Raw genomic sequence first — 17,833 nt, forward strand, 5'->3', positions numbered from 1 at the left:
GTCCGGTGGCTGGCCAGCATGGCATTCGGAGATCCAGCGAAAGCGCCCTGTCGGCGGGGAACGCATCATCACTCATGAAGCGCGGTAGCTACAGGGTGGACCGCGGGATAACAGGAGACAGAGATGACAGGGAACAAAGCCGTTGCCTACAAAGAGCCGGGCAAGGTTGAACTGATTGACATTGACTACCCCAGCTTCGAACTCAAGGACGGCCCAGGGGTCAACCCGGCGAACGTGGGACGTCCTGTCAACCATGGTGTGATCCTCAAGACCGTGGCCACCAACATCTGCGGTTCGGACCAGCACATGGTGCGTGGGCGGACCACCGCTCCGCCCAACCTGGTCCTTGGCCACGAAATTACCGGCGAAGTGGTTGAGGTAGGCCGTGACGTCGAATTCATCAAAGTCGGGGATCTTTGCTCCGTCCCGTTCAACATTGCCTGCGGCCGGTGCCGGAACTGCAAGGAACGCAAGACCGGTATCTGCCTGAACGTGAACCCGGACCGCCCGGGCAGTGCGTACGGGTACGTGGACATGGGCGGCTGGGTAGGTGGCCAGGCGAACTACGTCCTGGTGCCCTACGCAGACTGGAACCTGCTGAAGTTCCCTGATAAGGACCGCGCCATGGAAAAGATCCTGGACCTGGCCATGCTTTCGGACATTTTCCCGACCGGTTTCCATGGGGCAGTCACCGCCGGCGTGGAGGTTGGTTCCACCGTGTACATCGCAGGCGCCGGTCCGGTGGGCCTGGCAGCGGCCACCAGCGCACACCTGCTGGGCGCCGCCGTCGTCATCGTGGGAGACCTCAACGAGGACAGGCTCGCGCAGGCGAGGAGTTTCGGTTGCGAGACTCTGGACCTGACCAAGGGCGGGCCTGCGGAGCAGATCGAGCAGATCCTGGGAGTCCCGGAAGTGGACTGCGGCGTGGACGCCGTAGGTTTCGAGGCCCGGGGCCAGGGCCACGGCAAGGAGGCAGAGGAAGCACCCGCTACGGTATTGAACTCGCTGATGGACATCACCACTGCCGGCGGCGCCCTCGGCATCCCGGGGCTTTATGTCACAGGGGACCCGGGCGGGATTGACGAAGCCGCCAAGAAGGGTTCGCTGAGCCTGAGCCTCGGCACGGGCTGGGCCAAGTCCCTCAGCTTCACTACGGGACAATGTCCGGTCATGAAGTACAACCGGCAGTTGATGATGGCCATCCTTCACGACCGGGTAAACATCGCCAAGAACGTCAACGCCAAGGCGATCCCGCTGGAAGAGGCGCCACAAAGCTACGCCGCCTTTGATGCCGGAGCAGCCACCAAGTACGTCCTGAACCCGAATGGCTACCTGAGCTAAGGAAAGTGGCGGACGGTGACGCTTCGGGGTCATGAGTTGCGGAAATAAGGGCAGGCCTGCCGGGGTTAGGCTTTGCAGAGCCCCTAAAACCGCATCGAAGGAGATCCCTTGAGTGACATCACCGTCCGCCACAACATCGAGCGCGGGCGCTTCGAGATCCTCGATGGCGGCAACGTGATCGGCAAGGTCGTGTACAAGGAGTACGACGGCGCCGGCTCACCCCAGCGGATTTTTTACCACACGGTGATCAACGAGGAATACGGTGGCCAGGGCCTGGCGGGCCGGCTGGCCACGGCGGCGCTGGATGAGACGGTGACGGCGGGCGTGGGCGTCGTGCCGGTATGCCCGTTCATCAAGAAGTTCCTCAGTAAGCACCCTGAGTACGCGGGCAACACCGTCCGCGTTGCCCCCGCGCACCTCGAGTTCCTGGACACGGCACTTTCGGCACGCACCCGGTAGCGGTCTTTCAGGCAGGTCACATCCTCAAGTGGTTTAAACGTGGCTGAGGCCCGGACTCCCTCAGGACGACGGAGCTCACGCGCGCAGTGTAGGACGCCCTGTTCCCGCTGGCGCCGGCCGGCAAGTAGCCGCTCCGGGTCTCAAAGTCGCGCAGGCGCAGCGCTGTGCACCACACTGTTACCGTGAGCAACAGACCCCGGACTGCCCTGGCCGTCGCCGGTCTCAGCCTGGGCACGGCGCTGAACCCCCTGAACTCCTCGATGATCGCCGTGGCCCTGGTGGTGCTCCGCGCCGACTTCGGGCTCGACGTTGCCGCGGTGACATGGGTGGTCACGTCCTTCTATCTCGCCTCGGCCGCGGGCCAGCCCGTGATGGGCAGGCTGGCAGACCGGTTCGGTCCCCGCCGGATGTTTATGCTCGGCATGGTGCTGGTGGCCGTCACCTGCGCGCTCGCTCCGCTGGCCCCAAACTTTGCCTTGCTCTGCGTCGCGCGGGCGGTGATGGCGCTGGGAACGGCCACCGCCTATCCCAGTGCGGTAGTGATGGTGGGTGCCATAGCCCACCGCGCCGGGGTGGAGTCGGCCCGTCCGCTGGGGCGGCTGCAGATGGCCAACACGTCGGCAGCGGCCGTCGGGCCCGTCGTCGGCGGCCTGCTGGTGAGTTTCGTGGGCTGGGAGGCACTCTTCCTGGTCAACGTGCCGCTGGCGCTGGCCGCGCTGCTGATCGTGCGGCAGGCGGCCCCGCCGGACGAAGCCCGCGAACGGGGGAGTGTTGCCGCGCTCCTGCGGGACTCGGACATTCCCGGCATCCTGGCGTTCGTCGTCGCCCTTCTGCTCGTGATGATGGCCGCACTGAATGTGGCCCCCGGATACCGCTGGTGGATGCTGGCTGTCGGAACCGGGATTGCCGCCGTGTTTGCCTGGCGCGAACTCCGCTTCAACCGGCCGTTCCTGGACCTGAGGCTGCTCGGGCGGAACCGGCCGCTGTTGCTGGTGTACCTGGGCTTCGCGGTGTTCAGCAGTGTCTACTACTTTGTCTTCTTCGGCCTGCCCCAGCTGCTGCAGGAAGCCGGCGGCTACGATCCAGGCGTCGTAGGCCTGCTGATGCTTCCCCTCGCCACCGTGTCCGTCGTAGCCACCCCGTGGGCGGTCAGGGCGATGGGAAGGTTCGGCGTGCGGAGCGTGCTGCTTGCCGGCGTCGTCCTCCTCACCGCGGTGGCTGCCCTGATGTGGCTGCTGACCGGAAGCCTGGCTATTCCGCTGGTGGCAGTGCTCACAGCGCTGATGGGGATTCCGTACGGGACGGTGGCCATCGCCTCGAATCAGGGAATGTTCGTCTCCACCCGGCCGCAGGAGCGCGGGGTCGCGGCGGGCATCTACCAGACCTGCCGGTACGTTGGTGCCATCGCCGCCACGGTAATGATCGGCGTCTTTGCCAGCACCGGCGTGGACCAGGCGAGCTGGGCGCGCATGGTCATCGCCATGCTGATCCTGTGCGCAGTGACGTTCGGTGTGAGCCTTCTGTGGCGGCAGCGCGAACCGTAGGCCGCGCGGTGTTACGACGATCCCGGACAACCGACCGCGGGTGGGTTTATCGTGGAGGGATGGACAATCCAAAGGTGCAGTTGTACCTGGATATCACCGCCAAAGGCCTTTGCCTGCTGGGCGTGGCGCTGATGATCTTCGGCCAGGGCGGATGGTTCTACGTGGGCGTCGCCACCGTGGTGCTGGGCGTCCTGTTCATCGGCGGCTCGCTGGTGGCCACGCGCAACCTGAGGCACCGGAGCTGGGACGGGCGGAACCGGCCGTCAGCCGGATAGTCGCCCATCCCCTCGCCGCCGTCGGCGATCCTCACGTATACATCAGCGACCCGGGCGTGGTCAGCTTTTCACCGGTTTCCAGCCACGTCTTGAGGCCGGAGAGGATCATGGGCCAGCCGCCGTAGAGCTGTTCGTTGGCTCCTTCGCGGAGGTCGCTGTGCGTGACGGTGAGGCGGCAGGAATCACCCACGGGCTCGATATCCCACGTGACCTTGGAGGTTCCCTCGGCCTTGACGTCCTCGCCCCACAGGGCGCGCATGGTCTGGACGAGCCGGCGGGGCGGGTCCACTTCCAGGTTCTCGCCTTCGCCAAGGGGCGCTCCGGCTTTGACGTTGTTCATGGTGAAGCTGCCGCCCGGGGTCCAGTCCGACTCGATGGTGTTCCCGAACTGGTACTTGCTGCGGATTTCACTGTCTGTGATGGCTTCCCAGAGCCGCTCCGGTGTGGTCTTGATGTAGATTTCGAAGATCTTTTCCATGGGACTTTCCAATCTGGATTTGAGGTCGCTGAGGCCAGCGGCCCATGGTTCTGCATATTTGCTCACCCACCGGTCGTGGACGAGCCGGATGGGTACCGGGTTCAGGAAGTGCAGCTTTTCACGCCCGCGACGGCGGGACACCACCAGGCCTGCATCCTCCAGCAGCCGGAGGTGCTTGGCAATCCCGAACCGGGTCATGTCGAACCGTGCCTCGAGCGCACTCAGTGTCTGGCCGTCCTCGCGGAACAGCTCATCGAGCAGGTCCCGGCGGGTGGGGTCGGAGAGTGCCTTGAACACGTCGTCCATGGCTCCAATGATAGGTGACCAAATGGTCACATAACAAGCGGTCCTAGTTCTTTGATGCCAAGGTTCTGTCGCGGTCCTCGAATACCTCGTCACCGGGGCCGGTGAAGGCGCGGGAGCGTTCCACCGCCTCGATGGATCCGGTGAAGAGCTGGGACTCGTGCGGGTCGGCCGGCGGCCGGGCACCGCTGGCTGCGGGTGAACCCAGCCCGCGCAAAGGTGCCTTGCGCTGGGCGGTGGAGCCGCCGTCGGACACTGCATGTTCCCAGCGCTGGTGGGGCAGGGCCTGCGGATGGCCCTGCTGCAGGAACGTGACCATCGCCTCGCGGATCAGGCAGCGCAGGTCAAAGAGCGCCGCACTGTCCGCGGCACTGACGAGGATGCGGACCCGGACGTAGCCGCCGGTGGCGTCGATGATCTGCAGGACGCCCACGCGCTCGTCCCACAGCCCGGTGCCGGACAGGACTCGGCGCAGCTCGGCACGCATGTCCTCCACGGGGGCGCGCCAGTCGAGGTCGAACTCCACCGTACCCATCACCTCGGACTGGCGGCGGGTCCAGTTCTCGAAGGGCGTAGTGGTGAAGTAGGTGGAAGGCAGGATCAGGCGGCGGTCGTCCCAGATGTGCACCACCACGTACGTGAGGGTGATTTCCTCGATCCGGCCCCACTCCTTCTGGACCACCACGACGTCGTCCACGCGGATGGCGTCGGTAAAGGCCAGCTGCATGCCGGCGAACACGTTCACCAGCGACGTCTGGGCAGCCAGGCCCGCGACGATTGAAATCACGCCGGCGGAAGCCAGCAGCCCGGCACCCAGCGCCTGAATCGCCGGGAACGTCAGCATCACGGACCCGACGGCGAGCACCACCACCAGTGCCACGGCGATCCGCCGGGCCAGGATCATCTGCGTCCGCAGCCGCCGCGCCCGCCGGTTATCCGCCACGTCCACGCTGTGCCGGCCCAGCACCACCGCTTCCACGATGAGCAGCACCGCTACGGCCAGCCAGGCGAGGGAACCGATGAGTGCAATCAGCAGGAAATGGTCGACGGCGCCGTGCCAGCTTCCGGCGGAGGCCGTCAGCCCCAGCGCCACCCGGATGCCGATCAGGCACAGGGCCAGCCTCAGCGGCTGGCGTGCCACCCGGGAGGTAGCCTGCAGTTCCGGGCGTTTGCGGTTGAGGCGGAGGACCAGCTTGCGGAGCAGCCAGGACAGGATCAGTCCTGCGGCCACCGCCATCGTCACAGCGAGAAAGGGCATGGCGGGATGAAGTAGGTCTTGCATCCTTTAACGACTATCAAGATGCTGCGGAGGGCTGAAATCGGGAGCGGCGGTGGCGTGTCCGGCCCGTTTCGATGCTTCCCCGCGCTCCAGACGTCGCTGAACGTCGAGTGTGCACGGAACCATCGAAACGGCCAACAACAGCGCCGCATAATCCAGCACCTGCGAGGATGGGCTGCATGCTGCCTTTGAGTCATATTGCGAATGTGCGGAAGACGGTCGACGACGAGTGGCGCTCGCCGGTCGCGGACGCCGTGGGCGAGCGTTGGGGCATTCCCGACGGCAACCTCCGCTTCTGGCGGTCATCCGCGGCCCACGTGTTCGTCCTTCCGCCCGGCGGGGACGCACGCGGCGTGCTGTACGCCCGCTTCGCTCCGACGGACCGGCCCTCCGGGTGGAACCTGGAGCGGGGCGCACGCCTCCATGCCCGGCTTAGCGAGGCAGGTGCCCCGGTGGCCAGCCTGGTCCGATCTCCGTCCGGGCGTGCTGTCGAGCGGGTCAAGACACCTGTCGGTGAGATGGTGGCCTGCGTGCTCCAGCGGGTCGACGGGGAGGAACTGGACCTGGATGAGCTCGACCCGGACCGTGCAACGGCCTGGGGAACGGCGCTTGCCGGGTTTCACCAAAAGGCCGGGGACGCAGCCCAGGAGGTGCTGCCGCCGTCGGACCCTTTTGCACTGCTGGCCGGACATGAGGCGGACGGCGAACTCGCAGAGGCGGCGCGGGTGCTGGGAAAGGTGCCTCGCCAAGAGCCGGCCCCGCTGGTCGTCGGCCACGGGGATTTCGAGCTGGACGACCTGCGCTGGCATGCGCGAAAGCCCACCTGCTTTGACCTGGACGAATCCGGCGTTATGCCCGCAGCTGCCGACGTGGCCTCTGCCGTGCGGGACCTCCTGGGGCCGAGGCCCGGCTCGCCACGGCACCCCGAACTGCTGAGTGCGTTCCTCGATGGCTATCGGAGGACAACAGGCCATTCAATTAGTCCGGAGGACCTCCTGCTGCACCGGGCGGCCTTCGCCGCCCAGCAACTGGCCCAAGCGCCGGCCGTGATGGATGTGGAGCTCGACGGCGGGGGCTGGCTGAGCGGCCTGGCCGCCTCACTGACCCGGCACTACGCGGAACAGCGCGCCATCGTGCTGGCGACTGCGGACGTGATGGGTTAGGCGCTCTCGTCGACCTTCTCCGGAACGGGCCGCGGCTCCAGCCAGACCTGTTCCCGCGGTCCCGGCGGGTACGCGTACTTCTTGCCCGCAAGGGTAATCACCAGGGCGGCCACCACCGGCAGGGCAGCGGCGACGGGGACCAGCAGTGCCCCGCCGGTTACCAGCGCCGCGGAGCCGTAGAGGGCGCCGATGGTGATGCCCAGCTGGATGGTGAGCACTGTGAGGCCGTTGGCCGCCTCCCGGTACTCGCCGCCGGCCCGGAGGATGGCGGACTGGTTGTAGATGCCGATCGCCCCCATACCCGCACCCCAGACCGTCATCAGCACCAGGGCGGCCGGAAGGTTACCCACCGCCAGCGGCAACAGGAACATCGAGACGGCGATGGCCGCCGTCGTGATCAGCAGCGAACGGCGCGGGTGCGAGTCCACGGTGAGGCCTGCCACCCAGATGCCCAGCAGGCCCGAGGCGCCCAGGACGGTGAGGGAGAGGCTGATGGCGTAGTCCGGGAGCCCCGCTTCGCGGACAAACGGCGCGATGTACGTGAACAGCGCGAAGTGGGCAAGGATCAGCAGCGGCCACGCGATGGCCACCGCCTTAACGCCCCGTTCGGCAACCGCACGGCGGAGTGACGGGCGGACGGCGCCGGAAATGCGCTGCACGCGCGGCAGGAGGAAAAACGCCAGGACCGTCAGGAGCAGTCCGAACCCTGCCAGCACCAGGAACGCAGCCCTCCAGCCGAGGAGACCGCCCAGTGCAGTGCCAACCGGTGCGCCGATGGCCAGGCCCAGGCTGTTGCCGCTGAAGACGATCGCCAGGGCCTTGCCCACCTTGTTCGGCGGGACCAGCCTGGTCACAAACGGTGCCATGGTTGTCCACAGCAGCCCATGCGCCAGGCCGCCCACCAGCCGGGCGATCATCGCCGTCGTAAAGTCCGGGGCGAGCCCCACCCACGCATTGCTGGCCGCGAAAGTCAGCACGAGCCCTACCAGCAGGGTGTGCCGGGGTATCCCTGCCAGCAGCCTGGCGGCCGGAATCACCGTCACAACAATGACGGCGGCATAGGCAGCAGCCAGGTAGCCGGCCACCGGCTCGGACACGTTTAGGCCCGCGCTGATCTGCGGCAGCAGCCCCGACGGAAGGAGTTCGGTGGTGATGGCGGTGAAGGCGATGGTAGCCAGGACCACCAGGGCGGCATACGGAAAACGGGCAGGTGCCGGCGCGGAAATCGCGGAAGACATGGGGGAAGGATCCATTCAAGGGGAGGGGTGGAACGCGGCGTTGCTGGCCGGACAAATTCCTCCCTTAAATTTACAGGATCGCGCCCCCTGGAAATGACGCAATTGGTCCTCGGCGAGGGGTCCGCACAGTGGGCAGAGCATTTGCCGGTGTGGGGTCAGCCAGTACGTTGGTACAGGAAGTACAGGACCCGTGCGAGCCGGCCGGGCACCACCACCAAGGGAAGGCGACATGGACGTTTTTGGACTTGCAGTGAAGCTGGTGGTTGCAGCGTGACGGCCCGGTTGCGGGTGTCCCTGCCCGATGAGAATCTGCTGGACGCGCTGGAGCCCATTGACGGCGTCGAGTTCGCTCTTTGGGACCTGACCGGTCCCGCTCCGGAGGGGCGCTTTGACCTTTTGGTACCTGCGTATATGGGCAAGCCGGCCGCGTTGGCCGCATTGGACGGCGTCGAGGTCGGGCTGGTCCAGAGCCAGTCGATCGGGTACGACGGCGTCGCGGACGTTCTGCCCGAAGGTTGCGTTTTCGCCAACGCGGCAGGGGTCCATGAGACGTCGACGGCGGAGCTTGCGTTGGGCATGATGATCGCCAGCCAGCGCGGGATCCCGGATTTCGTCCGGAACCAGGCCGGCGGCACGTGGGACAACACCCAGCGCCCCAGCCTGGCGGACCGGCGCGTACTGCTGGTGGGCTACGGGGGAGTGGGCAAGGCCATCGAGGCACGGCTGCTGCCTTTCGAAGCCCACGTTACGCGTATGGCCAGCCGGGAGCGCAGGGACTCCACCGGAACGATCTACGGGACTGACGCGCTGTACGAGCAACTGCCGCTGCACGAGATCGTGGTGGTCAGCGTTCCCCTCAGCGAGGAGACAGAACAGCTGGTGGATGCCAAGTTCCTGGCCGCAATGCCGGACGGTGCGCTGCTGGTGAACGTTGCCCGTGGTCCGGTTGCTGACACCGAGGCCCTCCTGGCCGAGACCTCCTCGGGCCGGCTCCGCGCTGCCTTGGATGTCACGGACCCGGAACCCCTGCCGGCAGGCCACCCGCTGTGGACCACGCCCGGCGTGCTGATCACTCCGCACGTGGGCGGGGCGAGTTCGGCGATGTTCCCGCGGATGGTGCGGCTGATCAAGAAGCAGATCGGACTGCTGCTTGAGGGCAAAGAGCCGGTGAACATAGTGCTGGGCGGGTCGTCCCGAGACTAAGTCCTGCGGTTAGCCGCCGGCGGTGCGGCAACCTGTTCAGGGGTGGCCCCGGCTCCTAAGCTGAGGCCATGTCCTCTTTTGAAGTCCGCCGCAGCGCGGTCATCCCCGCCCCCGCCGAAGAGATCTTTCCGCTGGTCAACAGCTTCCACGAGTGGACCAGGTGGTCCCCATGGGAGTCCGTGGATCCCGGCATGAGCCGGCGCTACTATGGCCCGGATTCCGGCGTGGGGGCCGGTTATGAATGGAGCGGCAACCGCAAAGCAGGCAGCGGCACCATGGAGATCGTGGAGTCAATTTCACCCAGCTCCATCATGATCACGCTGCAGTTCACCCGGCCCTTCAAGGCCCTGAACCCGACCACCTTCACGTTCACCCCGGTCCAGGGCGGCACGGAGGTCACCTGGCTGATGACCGGCGAGAACAAGGGGGCGGCCAAGGTGTTTGCCCTCTTTATGAATATGGACAAATTGGTGGGCTCCGACTTTGAGCGCGGCCTCAAGTCCCTGGCTTCGGCTGTGTCCGCCAGGAAGAGCTGAGCCTGATGGCGGGCATCGTTGACCACTCCGTCGCCGGCCTGCCCGCCCTGAAGCTGACGCAACGGCGGAAGTCCCGCGCCGCCGTCGTACGTTCCTTAGACAGCGGGTTCGCGCTTTCCGCTGAAGGCGATCAGGAGGGCGCCCCGGAAGGTCAGCCGGCTCCTCCTGCTGACCACGATCACGGCGGCCAGCCCGGTCAGAAGGACCACGATGCCGCCGAAGGCCACGGCCCAGCGCGCCCCGAATTCGCCGGCGATCCAGCCCATCAGGGGCGCACCCACGGCGGTCCCGCCCTGCAGGATGGCCAGGTACAGTGCCAGCACACGGCCGCGGAACTGCGGTTCCACCGAGAGCTGGATGCTGGTGTTGCAGCTGTTCAGGAACGTGATGGAGGCCAGGCCTACAGGGATCAGGACGGCCGCGTAGAGCCAGAACGACGGTGACACGCTGCCCAGCATTGTGAAGGCGCCGAGGCCCAGCGCCCCGCCGAGCAGGAACCGCAGCCGCGGTCCGGCCCTCCGCGCCGCGAGCAGGGCGCCGGCGAGGGTTCCGACGGCCATGATGGAGCCGAGGAGCCCGAACTCGCCCGCCCCTACACCGAACTCGGTGGTGGCCATCAGTGCGTTGGTGATGGGGAAGTTCATGCCGAAGGCACCCAGGATGCCCACCAGGACCATGATCAGCACCAGGTCCGGGCGGCGCCGCACGTAGTTCACGCCCTCGGCCACCTGGTGCTTGCCGCGTCCTGCCTGGGCGGCGGGGGCAAGCTCGGAGGTGCGGATGAGGAACAGGGAGATGATGACGGCGGCGTAGCTGGCCGCGTTGAGCAGGAAAACGGGACCGGTGCCCACCCAGGCGATGAGCACCCCGGCAACGGCGGGGCCGGTAAGCCGGGCGGTGTTGAAGGAGGCGGAGTTCAGGGCGACGGCGTTGGAGATGTTGTCCTGTCCCACCAGTTCGGAGACGAACGCCTGGCGGGCGGGGGCATCTATGGCGCTGGCGATTCCGAGGCAGAGGGCGGCGAGGTAGGCGTGCCAGAGTTGGGCGGAACCGGTGACCACCAGGAGTCCGATGGCCAGTCCGGTCAGGCCCATGGCCAGCTGGGTCCAGAGCAGGATGACGCGTTTCCGGTAGCGGTCCGCGAGCACGCCGCCGTAGGGGCCCAGCAGCAGCATGGGCAGGAACTGCAGTCCCGTGGTGATGCCTACGGCGGCGCCGGAGTAGTTGGTGAGGACGGTCAGGACAAGCCAGTCCTGGGCAATCCGCTGCATCCAGGTGCCGATGTTGGACACCAGGGCGCCGCCGGCCCAGATCCGGTAGTTGCGGTTCTCAAGTGCGCGGAACATGGCACTCACCGGCCGCTCATCTCCTGCATGATGTGGGCGGCGCGGCTGAGGATGAGCCGGTCCTCCTCGCTTAGTCCGGCCACGCGCTGGGCGAGCCATGCGGTCCGCTGGTTGCGCGCTTCGGCCAGGACGTCCTTGCCGGCGTCGGTGATGTCCACCCGGACCTGGCGGCCGTCGTCAGGATGGGCGGACCTGGTGACGAACCCCTGGTCGGCGAGGGCATTCACGATGCGGGTCATGGACGGGGCCTGCACATGCTCGCTTTCGGCGAGGGCACGGAGGGTGCTGGGGCCGTTGCCGTTCAGGAGGGCCAGGACGGTGTACTGCCCGGGAGTGATGACCTCCCCGGTTGCCTCAACGCGGAGCCGGCGGGAGGTGCGCATTACGGCAGTGCGGAGGTCGATGGCCAAGGTGTCGGGCGTGGTGGGGTTGGCCGTCTGGTTCTCTGCTTTGGTGGTGGTCATGGATACGGGTGCGCCTCCTGGCGGTAATACTTAGCGGCGCTAATTAGTCCTGCTAACGATTATGCTCCTGTCCCGGCGGGGCGGCAACCTGTCCTTGTTGTGCGATGTGCGCGAAACTGATGGTCCACAAACGAAAGCAGTTTCCCTTGATTACCCTCCAGCAAGACGCAGACGGCTTCATCCGGATGAACCGGCATTACCCCGCCAGTGTTCGCATCAAGATCGTGTTCACCGACGGCAGTTCCGCTGACTTCCCAGGCCGGGTGCTCAATGACGCCTACGACGCAGCCCTTGCAGATTTCCGGGCGAAGAACGACCTCGACGCCAAGGGATACGACCGGGCGCCCGCAGGCCGGACGAACCCGGGCAACAGGATCGACTTCGTTCCCGTACATCCGGGAATGGGGGAGTAGGCGGGCAGGCCCACCTGCTGTGCTGCAGGACACAAAGACCAATTACGACGGCGGCAGTCGCCAATGTCGTCCGGCGGCCCGTTCTGCCCCGGAATTTGGGGGTTCCGGGCCTTCCGGGATGCGATTTGCCGGGGGCCCGGAGTGGGTGTATTGTTTTCTGAGTCGCCGCCGCTGATGCGGAAAAATAGCGGCCAAACCCCCGAAATCGAAACCAAAATCTGGTGGCTCTTTAGGGCGCTGGAAAGTGGTGGGGATGGTTTTCCTGCCGATGAGAATCCTGAGATATGGGTTTGCGTCGGGGTGGGGGATCGGGTAGGTTTGAGAGGTTGCTCCGGAGCGATCCTGAACGTTGGTTTGGGTGGTGCCGGGTGTGTCTGTTGTTTGAGAACTCAATAGTGTGCCAAGTTTGTTGATACCGATTTGTTTTATGAATTGGTTGAATTGACTGGATCGTCCGCCCCTGTGGGTGGTCTGGTTTTTACAGCTGGTTTCAAATTTTGCAGTGTGGTGGCCGCGTTTTCCCGTGGTGCCATGTTGTGTCTGTTTTTGTTTTACTTCAACGGAGAGTTTGATCCTGGCTCAGGATGAACGCTGGCGGCGTGCTTAACACATGCAAGTCGAACGATGAAGGGAGCTTGCTCCTGGATTAGTGGCGAACGGGTGAGTAACACGTGAGTAACCTGCCCTTAACTCTGGGATAAGCCTGGGAAACTGGGTCTAATACCGGATATGACTGATCATCGCATGGTGGTTGGTGGAAAGCTTTTTGTGGTTTTGGATGGACTCGCGGCCTATCAGCTTGTTGGTGAGGTAATGGCTTACCAAGGCGACGACGGGTAGCCGGCCTGAGAGGGTGACCGGCCACACTGGGACTGAGACACGGCCCAGACTCCTACGGGAGGCAGCAGTGGGGAATATTGCACAATGGGCGCAAGCCTGATGCAGCGACGCCGCGTGAGGGATGACGGCCTTCGGGTTGTAAACCTCTTTCAGTAGGGAAGAAGCGAAAGTGACGGTACCTGCAGAAGAAGCGCCGGCTAACTACGTGCCAGCAGCCGCGGTAATACGTAGGGCGCAAGCGTTATCCGGAATTATTGGGCGTAAAGAGCTCGTAGGCGGTTTGTCGCGTCTGCCGTGAAAGTCCGGGGCTCAACTCCGGATCTGCGGTGGGTACGGGCAGACTAGAGTGATGTAGGGGAGACTGGAATTCCTGGTGTAGCGGTGAAATGCGCAGATATCAGGAGGAACACCGATGGCGAAGGCAGGTCTCTGGGCATTAACTGACGCTGAGGAGCGAAAGCATGGGGAGCGAACAGGATTAGATACCCTGGTAGTCCATGCCGTAAACGTTGGGCACTAGGTGTGGGGGACATTCCACGTTTTCCGCGCCGTAGCTAACGCATTAAGTGCCCCGCCTGGGGAGTACGGCCGCAAGGCTAAAACTCAAAGGAATTGACGGGGGCCCGCACAAGCGGCGGAGCATGCGGATTAATTCGATGCAACGCGAAGAAGAACCTTACCAAGGCTTGACATGGACCGGACCGGGCTGGAAACAGTCCTTCCCCTTTGGGGCTGGTTCACAGGTGGTGCATGGTTGTCGTCAGCTCGTGTCGTGAGATGTTGGGTTAAGTCCCGCAACGAGCGCAACCCTCGTTCTATGTTGCCAGCACGTGATGGTGGGGACTCATAGGAGACTGCCGGGGTCAACTCGGAGGAAGGTGGGGACGACGTCAAATCATCATGCCCCTTATGTCTTGGGCTTCACGCATGCTACAATGGCCGGTACAAAGGGTTGCGATACTGTGAGGTGGAGCTAATCCCAAAAAGCCGGTCTCAGTTCGGATTGGGGTCTGCAACTCGACCCCATGAAGTCGGAGTCGCTAGTAATCGCAGATCAGCAACGCTGCGGTGAATACGTTCCCGGGCCTTGTACACACCGCCCGTCAAGTCACGAAAGTTGGTAACACCCGAAGCCGGTGGCCTAACCCCTTGTGGGAGGGAGCTGTCGAAGGTGGGACTGGCGATTGGGACTAAGTCGTAACAAGGTAGCCGTACCGGAAGGTGCGGCTGGATCACCTCCTTTCTAAGGAGCACCTACAAGCGCCGGCCTCGTGTATGCGGGGTGCGGGGGTTTGTCAGGAGTAATGCCCGTTGCGCAGACGATTGTTCTGCGGCGGGTGCTCATGGGTGGAATATCAACAAATAGGTGCCTGGTGGCACGGACCGGCTTGTTAGTACGGACATTCCTTGTGGATGTTTTGGAACGCGGCTGGTGCGGGTTGCGGGGTAGTGTTTGGCACACTGTTGGGTCCTGAGGCAACAGGACCGGGGTTGCTGCGGCTTTGGCTGTGGTGGTTTCCGGGTTTGTTTGTTTCTGGTTTCCTGGCTGCACCGGTCATGCGCGTTTGTGTGTGTGGGGTGTGTGGTTTGGGGTTGTTGTTTGAGAACTACATAGTGGACGCGAGCATCTTTTATAAGAAGCAATTTCCAAGAATATGAACCTGGATCTGGCTGCGCTGTTGATGCCCTTTGGGGTGTTGGGGTGTGGTTGGTTTTCGTGGTTCTCTCGTGAATTAGTTTTTTGATCTTTTGTGGTCAAGTTTTTAAGAGCACACGGTGGATGCCTTGGCATTAGGAGCCGAAGAAGGACGTAGGAATCTGCGATAAGCCTGGGGGAGTCGATAACCGGACTGTGATCCCAGGGTGTCCGAATGGGGAAACCCCGCCGAGCGCGCGAGTGACTCGGTGACCCGCATCTGAACACATAGGGTGCGTGGAGGGAACGCGGGGAAGTGAAACATCTCAGTACCCGCAGGAAGAGAAAACAATAGTGATTCCGTTAGTAGTGGCGAGCGAACGCGGATCAGGCTAAACCGTTCCATGTGTGATAGCCGGCGGGCGTTGCATGGTCGGGGTTGTGGGACTTTCCATACCAGTTCTGCCGGGCTGGTGGGGTGTGATGTGCGCGCATAGGTGAACGGTCTTGAAAGGCCGGCCAGAGAGGGTGTTAGCCCCGTAACCGTAATGCGTTTGTGCCGCCTGTGAGAGTATCCCAAGTAGTACGGGGCCCGAGAAATCCCGTGCGAATCTGTCAGGACCACCTGATAAGCCTAAATACTCCCTAATGACCGATAGCGGACCAGTACCGTGAGGGAAAGGTGAAAAGTACCCCGGGAGGGGAGTGAAACAGTACCTGAAACCGTGTGCTTACAATCCGTCGGAGCAGCCTTGTAGTTGTGACGGCGTGCCTTTTGAAGAATGAGCCTGCGAGTTAGTGTTACGTCGCGAGGTTAACCCGTGTGGGGCAGCCGTAGCGAAAGCGAGTCTGAATAGGGCGTTGCAGTGGCGTGATCTAGACCCGAAGCGAAGTGATCTACCCATGGCCAGGTTGAAGCGACGGTAAGACGTCGTGGAGGACCGAACCCACTTCAGTTGAAAATGGAGGGGATGAGCTGTGGGTAGGGGTGAAAGGCCAATCAAACTTCGTGATAGCTGGTTCTCCCCGAAATGCATTTAGGTGCAGCGTTGCGTGTTTCTTGCTGGAGGTAGAGCTACTGGATGGCTAATGGGCCCTACAAGGTTACTGACGTCAGCCAAACTCCGAATGCCGGTAAGTGAGAGCGCAGCAGTGAGACTGTGGGGGATAAGCTTCATAGTCGAGAGGGAAACAGCCCAGACCACCAACTAAGGCCCCTAAGCGTGTGCTAAGTGGGAAAGGATGTGGAGTTGCTCAGACAACCAGGAGGTTGGCTTAGAAGCAGCCATCCTTAAAAGAGTGCGTAATAGCTCACTGGTCAAGTGATTCCGCGCCGACAATGTAGCGGGGCTCAAGTACACCGCCGAAGTTGTGGCATTCAAATATTAGCTAAGCCCTTGTGGTTCAGGCGTTTGGATGGGTAGGGGAGCGTCGTGTGGGCGGTGAAGTCGCGGTGTAAACCAGCGGTGGAGCCTACACGAGTGAGAATGCAGGCATGAGTAGCGAAAGACGGGTGAGAAACCCGTCCGCCGAATGATCAAGGGTTCCAGGGTCAAGCTAATCTGCCCTGGGTAAGTCGGGACCTAAGGCGAGGCCGACAGGCGTAGTCGATGGACAACGGGTTGATATTCCCGTACCGGCGAAAAACCGTCCATGCTGAACAGGGGATACTAACTGCCCGATACCTGCCTGACCGCCCTTGTGGTGGAAGGGTTTTGGTGGAGCGCAGGACCTGATCCTGGGAGGCAAGCGTATTAACAGGTGTGACGCAGGAAGGTAGCCAAGCCGGGCGATGGTTGTCCCGGTCTAAGGATGTAGGGCGAACGGTAGGCAAATCCGCTGTTCATGATGCCTGAGATCTGATGGGACCCCCGTTTGGGGGGATTTGGTGATCCTATGCTGCCGAGAAAAGCATCGACGCGAGGTTTTAGCCGCCCGTACCCCAAACCGACACAGGTGATCAGGTAGAGAATACTAAGGCGATCGAGAGAATTATGGTTAAGGAACTCGGCAAAATGCCCCCGTAACTTCGGGAGAAGGGGGGCCCCAACCTTGAACACCACTTGCTGGTGGGAGGGGATCGGGGCCGCAGAGACCAGGGGGAAGCGACTGTTTACTAAAAACACAGGTCCGTGCGAAGTCGCAAGACGATGTATACGGACTGACTCCTGCCCGGTGCTGGAAGGTTAAGAGGACCGGTTAGCCTCACGGCGAAGCTGAGAATTTAAGCCCCAGTAAACGGCGGTGGTAACTATAACCATCCTAAGGTAGCGAAATTCCTTGTCGGGTAAGTTCCGACCTGCACGAATGGAGTAACGACTTCCCCGCTGTCTCAACCATAAACTCGGCGAAATTGCAGTACGAGTAAAGATGCTCGTTACGCGCAGCAGGACGGAAAGACCCCGAGACCTTTACTATAGTTTGGTATTGGTGTTCGGAGTGGCTTGTGTAGGATAGGTGGGAGACGTTGAAGCCCGGACGCCAGTTCGGGTGGAGTCATCGTTGAAATACCACTCTGGTCACTTTGGACATCTAACTTCGCCCGTAATCCGGGTCAGGGACAGTGCCTGATGGGTAGTTTAACTGGGGCGGTTGCCTCCTAAAAAGTAACGGAGGCGCCCAAAGGTTCCCTCAGCCTGGTTGGCAATCAGGTGTCGAGTGTAAGTGCACAAGGGAGCTTGACTGTGAGAGAGACATCTCGAGCAGGGACGAAAGTCGGGACTAGTGATCCGGCGGTACATTGTGGAATGGCCGTCGCTCAACGGATAAAAGGTACCTCGGGGATAACAGGCTGATCTTGCCCAAGAGTCCATATCGACGGCATGGTTTGGCACCTCGATGTCGGCTCGTCGCATCCTGGGGCTGGAGTAGGTCCCAAGGGTTGGGCTGTTCGCCCATTAAAGCGGTACGCGAGCTGGGTTTAGAACGTCGTGAGACAGTTCGGTCCCTATCCGCTGCGCGCGCAGGAAATTTGAGAAGGGCTGTCCTTAGTACGAGAGGACCGGGACGGACGAACCTCTGGTGTGTCAGTTGTACTGCCAAGTGCACCGCTGATTAGCTACGTTCGGATGGGATAACCGCTGAAAGCATCTAAGCGGGAAGCTCGCTTCAAGATGAGATTTCCATACACCTCGTGTGTGAGAGGCCCCCAGCCAGACCACTGGGTTGATAGGCCGGATGTGGAAGCGAGGACTAACGACTCGTGAAGCTGACCGGTACTAATAGGCCGATAACTTACACCACACACCACCCCGCAAACGATCCTTCAAAAGCGTTTGCACCACGGGGTCGGTAAAAAGATAAACAAGACTGCTT

General features: G+C 62.8%; 13 protein-coding genes and 2 rRNA genes. 10 read left to right on the forward strand and 5 right to left on the reverse strand.

What is annotated here, in order from left to right; genetic code table 11:
• The first annotated feature begins 123 nt into the window (after positions 1-123).
• From fdhA to NXY83_RS05310, 4 genes are all read left to right on the forward strand, one after another.
• Entirely contained in the window at positions 124-1,341 is a 1,218-nt protein-coding gene (fdhA, locus tag NXY83_RS05295; RefSeq protein ID WP_258805037.1) for a formaldehyde dehydrogenase, glutathione-independent, read from the forward strand.
• A gap of 108 nt (positions 1,342-1,449) precedes the next feature.
• Positions 1,450-1,800 (forward strand): GNAT family N-acetyltransferase, encoded by a 351-nt coding sequence (locus NXY83_RS05300; protein ID WP_258805038.1) that lies wholly within the window; start codon positions 1,450-1,452, stop codon positions 1,798-1,800.
• Positions 1,801-1,982: 182 nt separating this feature from the next.
• Complete coding sequence (locus NXY83_RS05305; protein ID WP_258805039.1) at positions 1,983-3,344, forward strand: MFS transporter; 1,362 nt, start codon at positions 1,983-1,985, stop codon at positions 3,342-3,344.
• 59 nt (positions 3,345-3,403) lie between these two features.
• Entirely contained in the window at positions 3,404-3,619 is a 216-nt protein-coding gene (locus tag NXY83_RS05310; protein ID WP_258805040.1) for a hypothetical protein, read from the forward strand.
• Positions 3,620-3,650: 31 nt separating this feature from the next.
• On the opposite strand, the gene NXY83_RS05315 is transcribed toward NXY83_RS05310, so the two are convergent.
• Positions 3,651-4,403 (reverse strand): ArsR/SmtB family transcription factor, encoded by a 753-nt coding sequence (locus NXY83_RS05315; protein ID WP_258805043.1) that lies wholly within the window; start codon positions 4,401-4,403, stop codon positions 3,651-3,653.
• Positions 4,404-4,446: 43 nt separating this feature from the next.
• Entirely contained in the window at positions 4,447-5,658 is a 1,212-nt protein-coding gene (locus NXY83_RS05320; RefSeq protein WP_258805044.1) for a mechanosensitive ion channel family protein, read from the reverse strand.
• A 200-nt stretch (positions 5,659-5,858) separates the two neighbouring features.
• Here NXY83_RS05320 and NXY83_RS05325 point away from each other — a divergent pair, with 200 nt between their 5' ends.
• Positions 5,859-6,842 (forward strand): phosphotransferase enzyme family protein, encoded by a 984-nt coding sequence (locus NXY83_RS05325; RefSeq protein ID WP_258805045.1) that lies wholly within the window; start codon positions 5,859-5,861, stop codon positions 6,840-6,842.
• Here NXY83_RS05325 and NXY83_RS05330 read toward each other — a convergent pair.
• A complete protein-coding gene (locus tag NXY83_RS05330) occupies positions 6,839-8,080 on the reverse strand; it encodes an MFS transporter (protein ID WP_258805046.1) in 1,242 nt (413 codons plus the stop codon). The two genes, NXY83_RS05325 and NXY83_RS05330, sit on opposite strands and share 4 nt — an antisense overlap.
• Positions 8,081-8,350: 270 nt before the next feature.
• On the opposite strand from NXY83_RS05330, the gene NXY83_RS05335 reads away from it, so the two are divergent.
• Together NXY83_RS05335 and NXY83_RS05340 are read left to right on the forward strand one after the other, a co-directional pair.
• A complete protein-coding gene (locus NXY83_RS05335) occupies positions 8,351-9,283 on the forward strand; it encodes a 2-hydroxyacid dehydrogenase (RefSeq protein ID WP_258805047.1) in 933 nt (310 codons plus the stop codon).
• Positions 9,284-9,351: 68 nt separating this feature from the next.
• Positions 9,352-9,819 (forward strand): SRPBCC family protein, encoded by a 468-nt coding sequence (locus tag NXY83_RS05340; RefSeq protein ID WP_258805049.1) that lies wholly within the window; start codon positions 9,352-9,354, stop codon positions 9,817-9,819.
• Between the two features lie 95 nt (positions 9,820-9,914).
• On the opposite strand, the gene NXY83_RS05345 is transcribed toward NXY83_RS05340, so the two are convergent.
• Positions 9,915-11,174, reverse strand: a complete 1,260-nt coding sequence (locus NXY83_RS05345) for an MFS transporter (RefSeq protein ID WP_258805050.1) — start codon at positions 11,172-11,174, stop codon at positions 9,915-9,917.
• Entirely contained in the window at positions 11,171-11,629 is a 459-nt protein-coding gene (locus tag NXY83_RS05350; RefSeq protein ID WP_258805051.1) for a MarR family winged helix-turn-helix transcriptional regulator, read from the reverse strand. The genes NXY83_RS05345 and NXY83_RS05350 overlap by 4 nt, the downstream gene beginning before the upstream one ends.
• Before the next feature lie 146 nt (positions 11,630-11,775).
• Here NXY83_RS05350 and NXY83_RS05355 point away from each other — a divergent pair, with 146 nt between their 5' ends.
• The 3 genes from NXY83_RS05355 (at position 11,776) to NXY83_RS05365 (ending at position 17,761) form a co-directional block, all read left to right on the forward strand.
• Positions 11,776-12,042 (forward strand): hypothetical protein, encoded by a 267-nt coding sequence (locus NXY83_RS05355; RefSeq protein WP_258805052.1) that lies wholly within the window; start codon positions 11,776-11,778, stop codon positions 12,040-12,042.
• A gap of 556 nt (positions 12,043-12,598) precedes the next feature.
• Positions 12,599-14,125 (forward strand): 16S ribosomal RNA (locus tag NXY83_RS05360).
• Between the two features lie 510 nt (positions 14,126-14,635).
• Positions 14,636-17,761, forward strand: a 23S ribosomal RNA gene (locus NXY83_RS05365).
• The 16S and 23S rRNA genes sit together here, the layout of an rRNA operon.
• Positions 17,762-17,833: the final 72 nt, after the last annotated feature.

This window comes from Pseudarthrobacter sp. NS4 (genome assembly GCF_024758005.1).
Lineage (GTDB): Bacteria > Actinomycetota > Actinomycetes > Actinomycetales > Micrococcaceae > Arthrobacter.

What these genes read in the sequence shown, in the direction of transcription:
- NXY83_RS05350 (WP_258805051.1), bottom strand. Translation starts at nt 11,629, where the DNA reads ATGACCACCACCAAAGCAGAGAACCAGACGGCCAACCCCACCACGCCC.
- fdhA (WP_258805037.1), top strand. Translation starts at nt 124, where the DNA reads ATGACAGGGAACAAAGCCGTTGCCTACAAAGAGCCGGGCAAGGTTGAA.
- NXY83_RS05310 (WP_258805040.1), top strand. Translation starts at nt 3,404, where the DNA reads ATGGACAATCCAAAGGTGCAGTTGTACCTGGATATCACCGCCAAAGGC.
- NXY83_RS05315 (WP_258805043.1), bottom strand. Translation starts at nt 4,403, where the DNA reads ATGGACGACGTGTTCAAGGCACTCTCCGACCCCACCCGCCGGGACCTG.
- NXY83_RS05330 (WP_258805046.1), bottom strand. Translation starts at nt 8,080, where the DNA reads ATGTCTTCCGCGATTTCCGCGCCGGCACCTGCCCGTTTTCCGTATGCC.
- NXY83_RS05325 (WP_258805045.1), top strand. Translation starts at nt 5,859, where the DNA reads ATGCTGCCTTTGAGTCATATTGCGAATGTGCGGAAGACGGTCGACGAC.
- NXY83_RS05320 (WP_258805044.1), bottom strand. Translation starts at nt 5,658, where the DNA reads ATGCCCTTTCTCGCTGTGACGATGGCGGTGGCCGCAGGACTGATCCTG.
- NXY83_RS05340 (WP_258805049.1), top strand. Translation starts at nt 9,352, where the DNA reads ATGTCCTCTTTTGAAGTCCGCCGCAGCGCGGTCATCCCCGCCCCCGCC.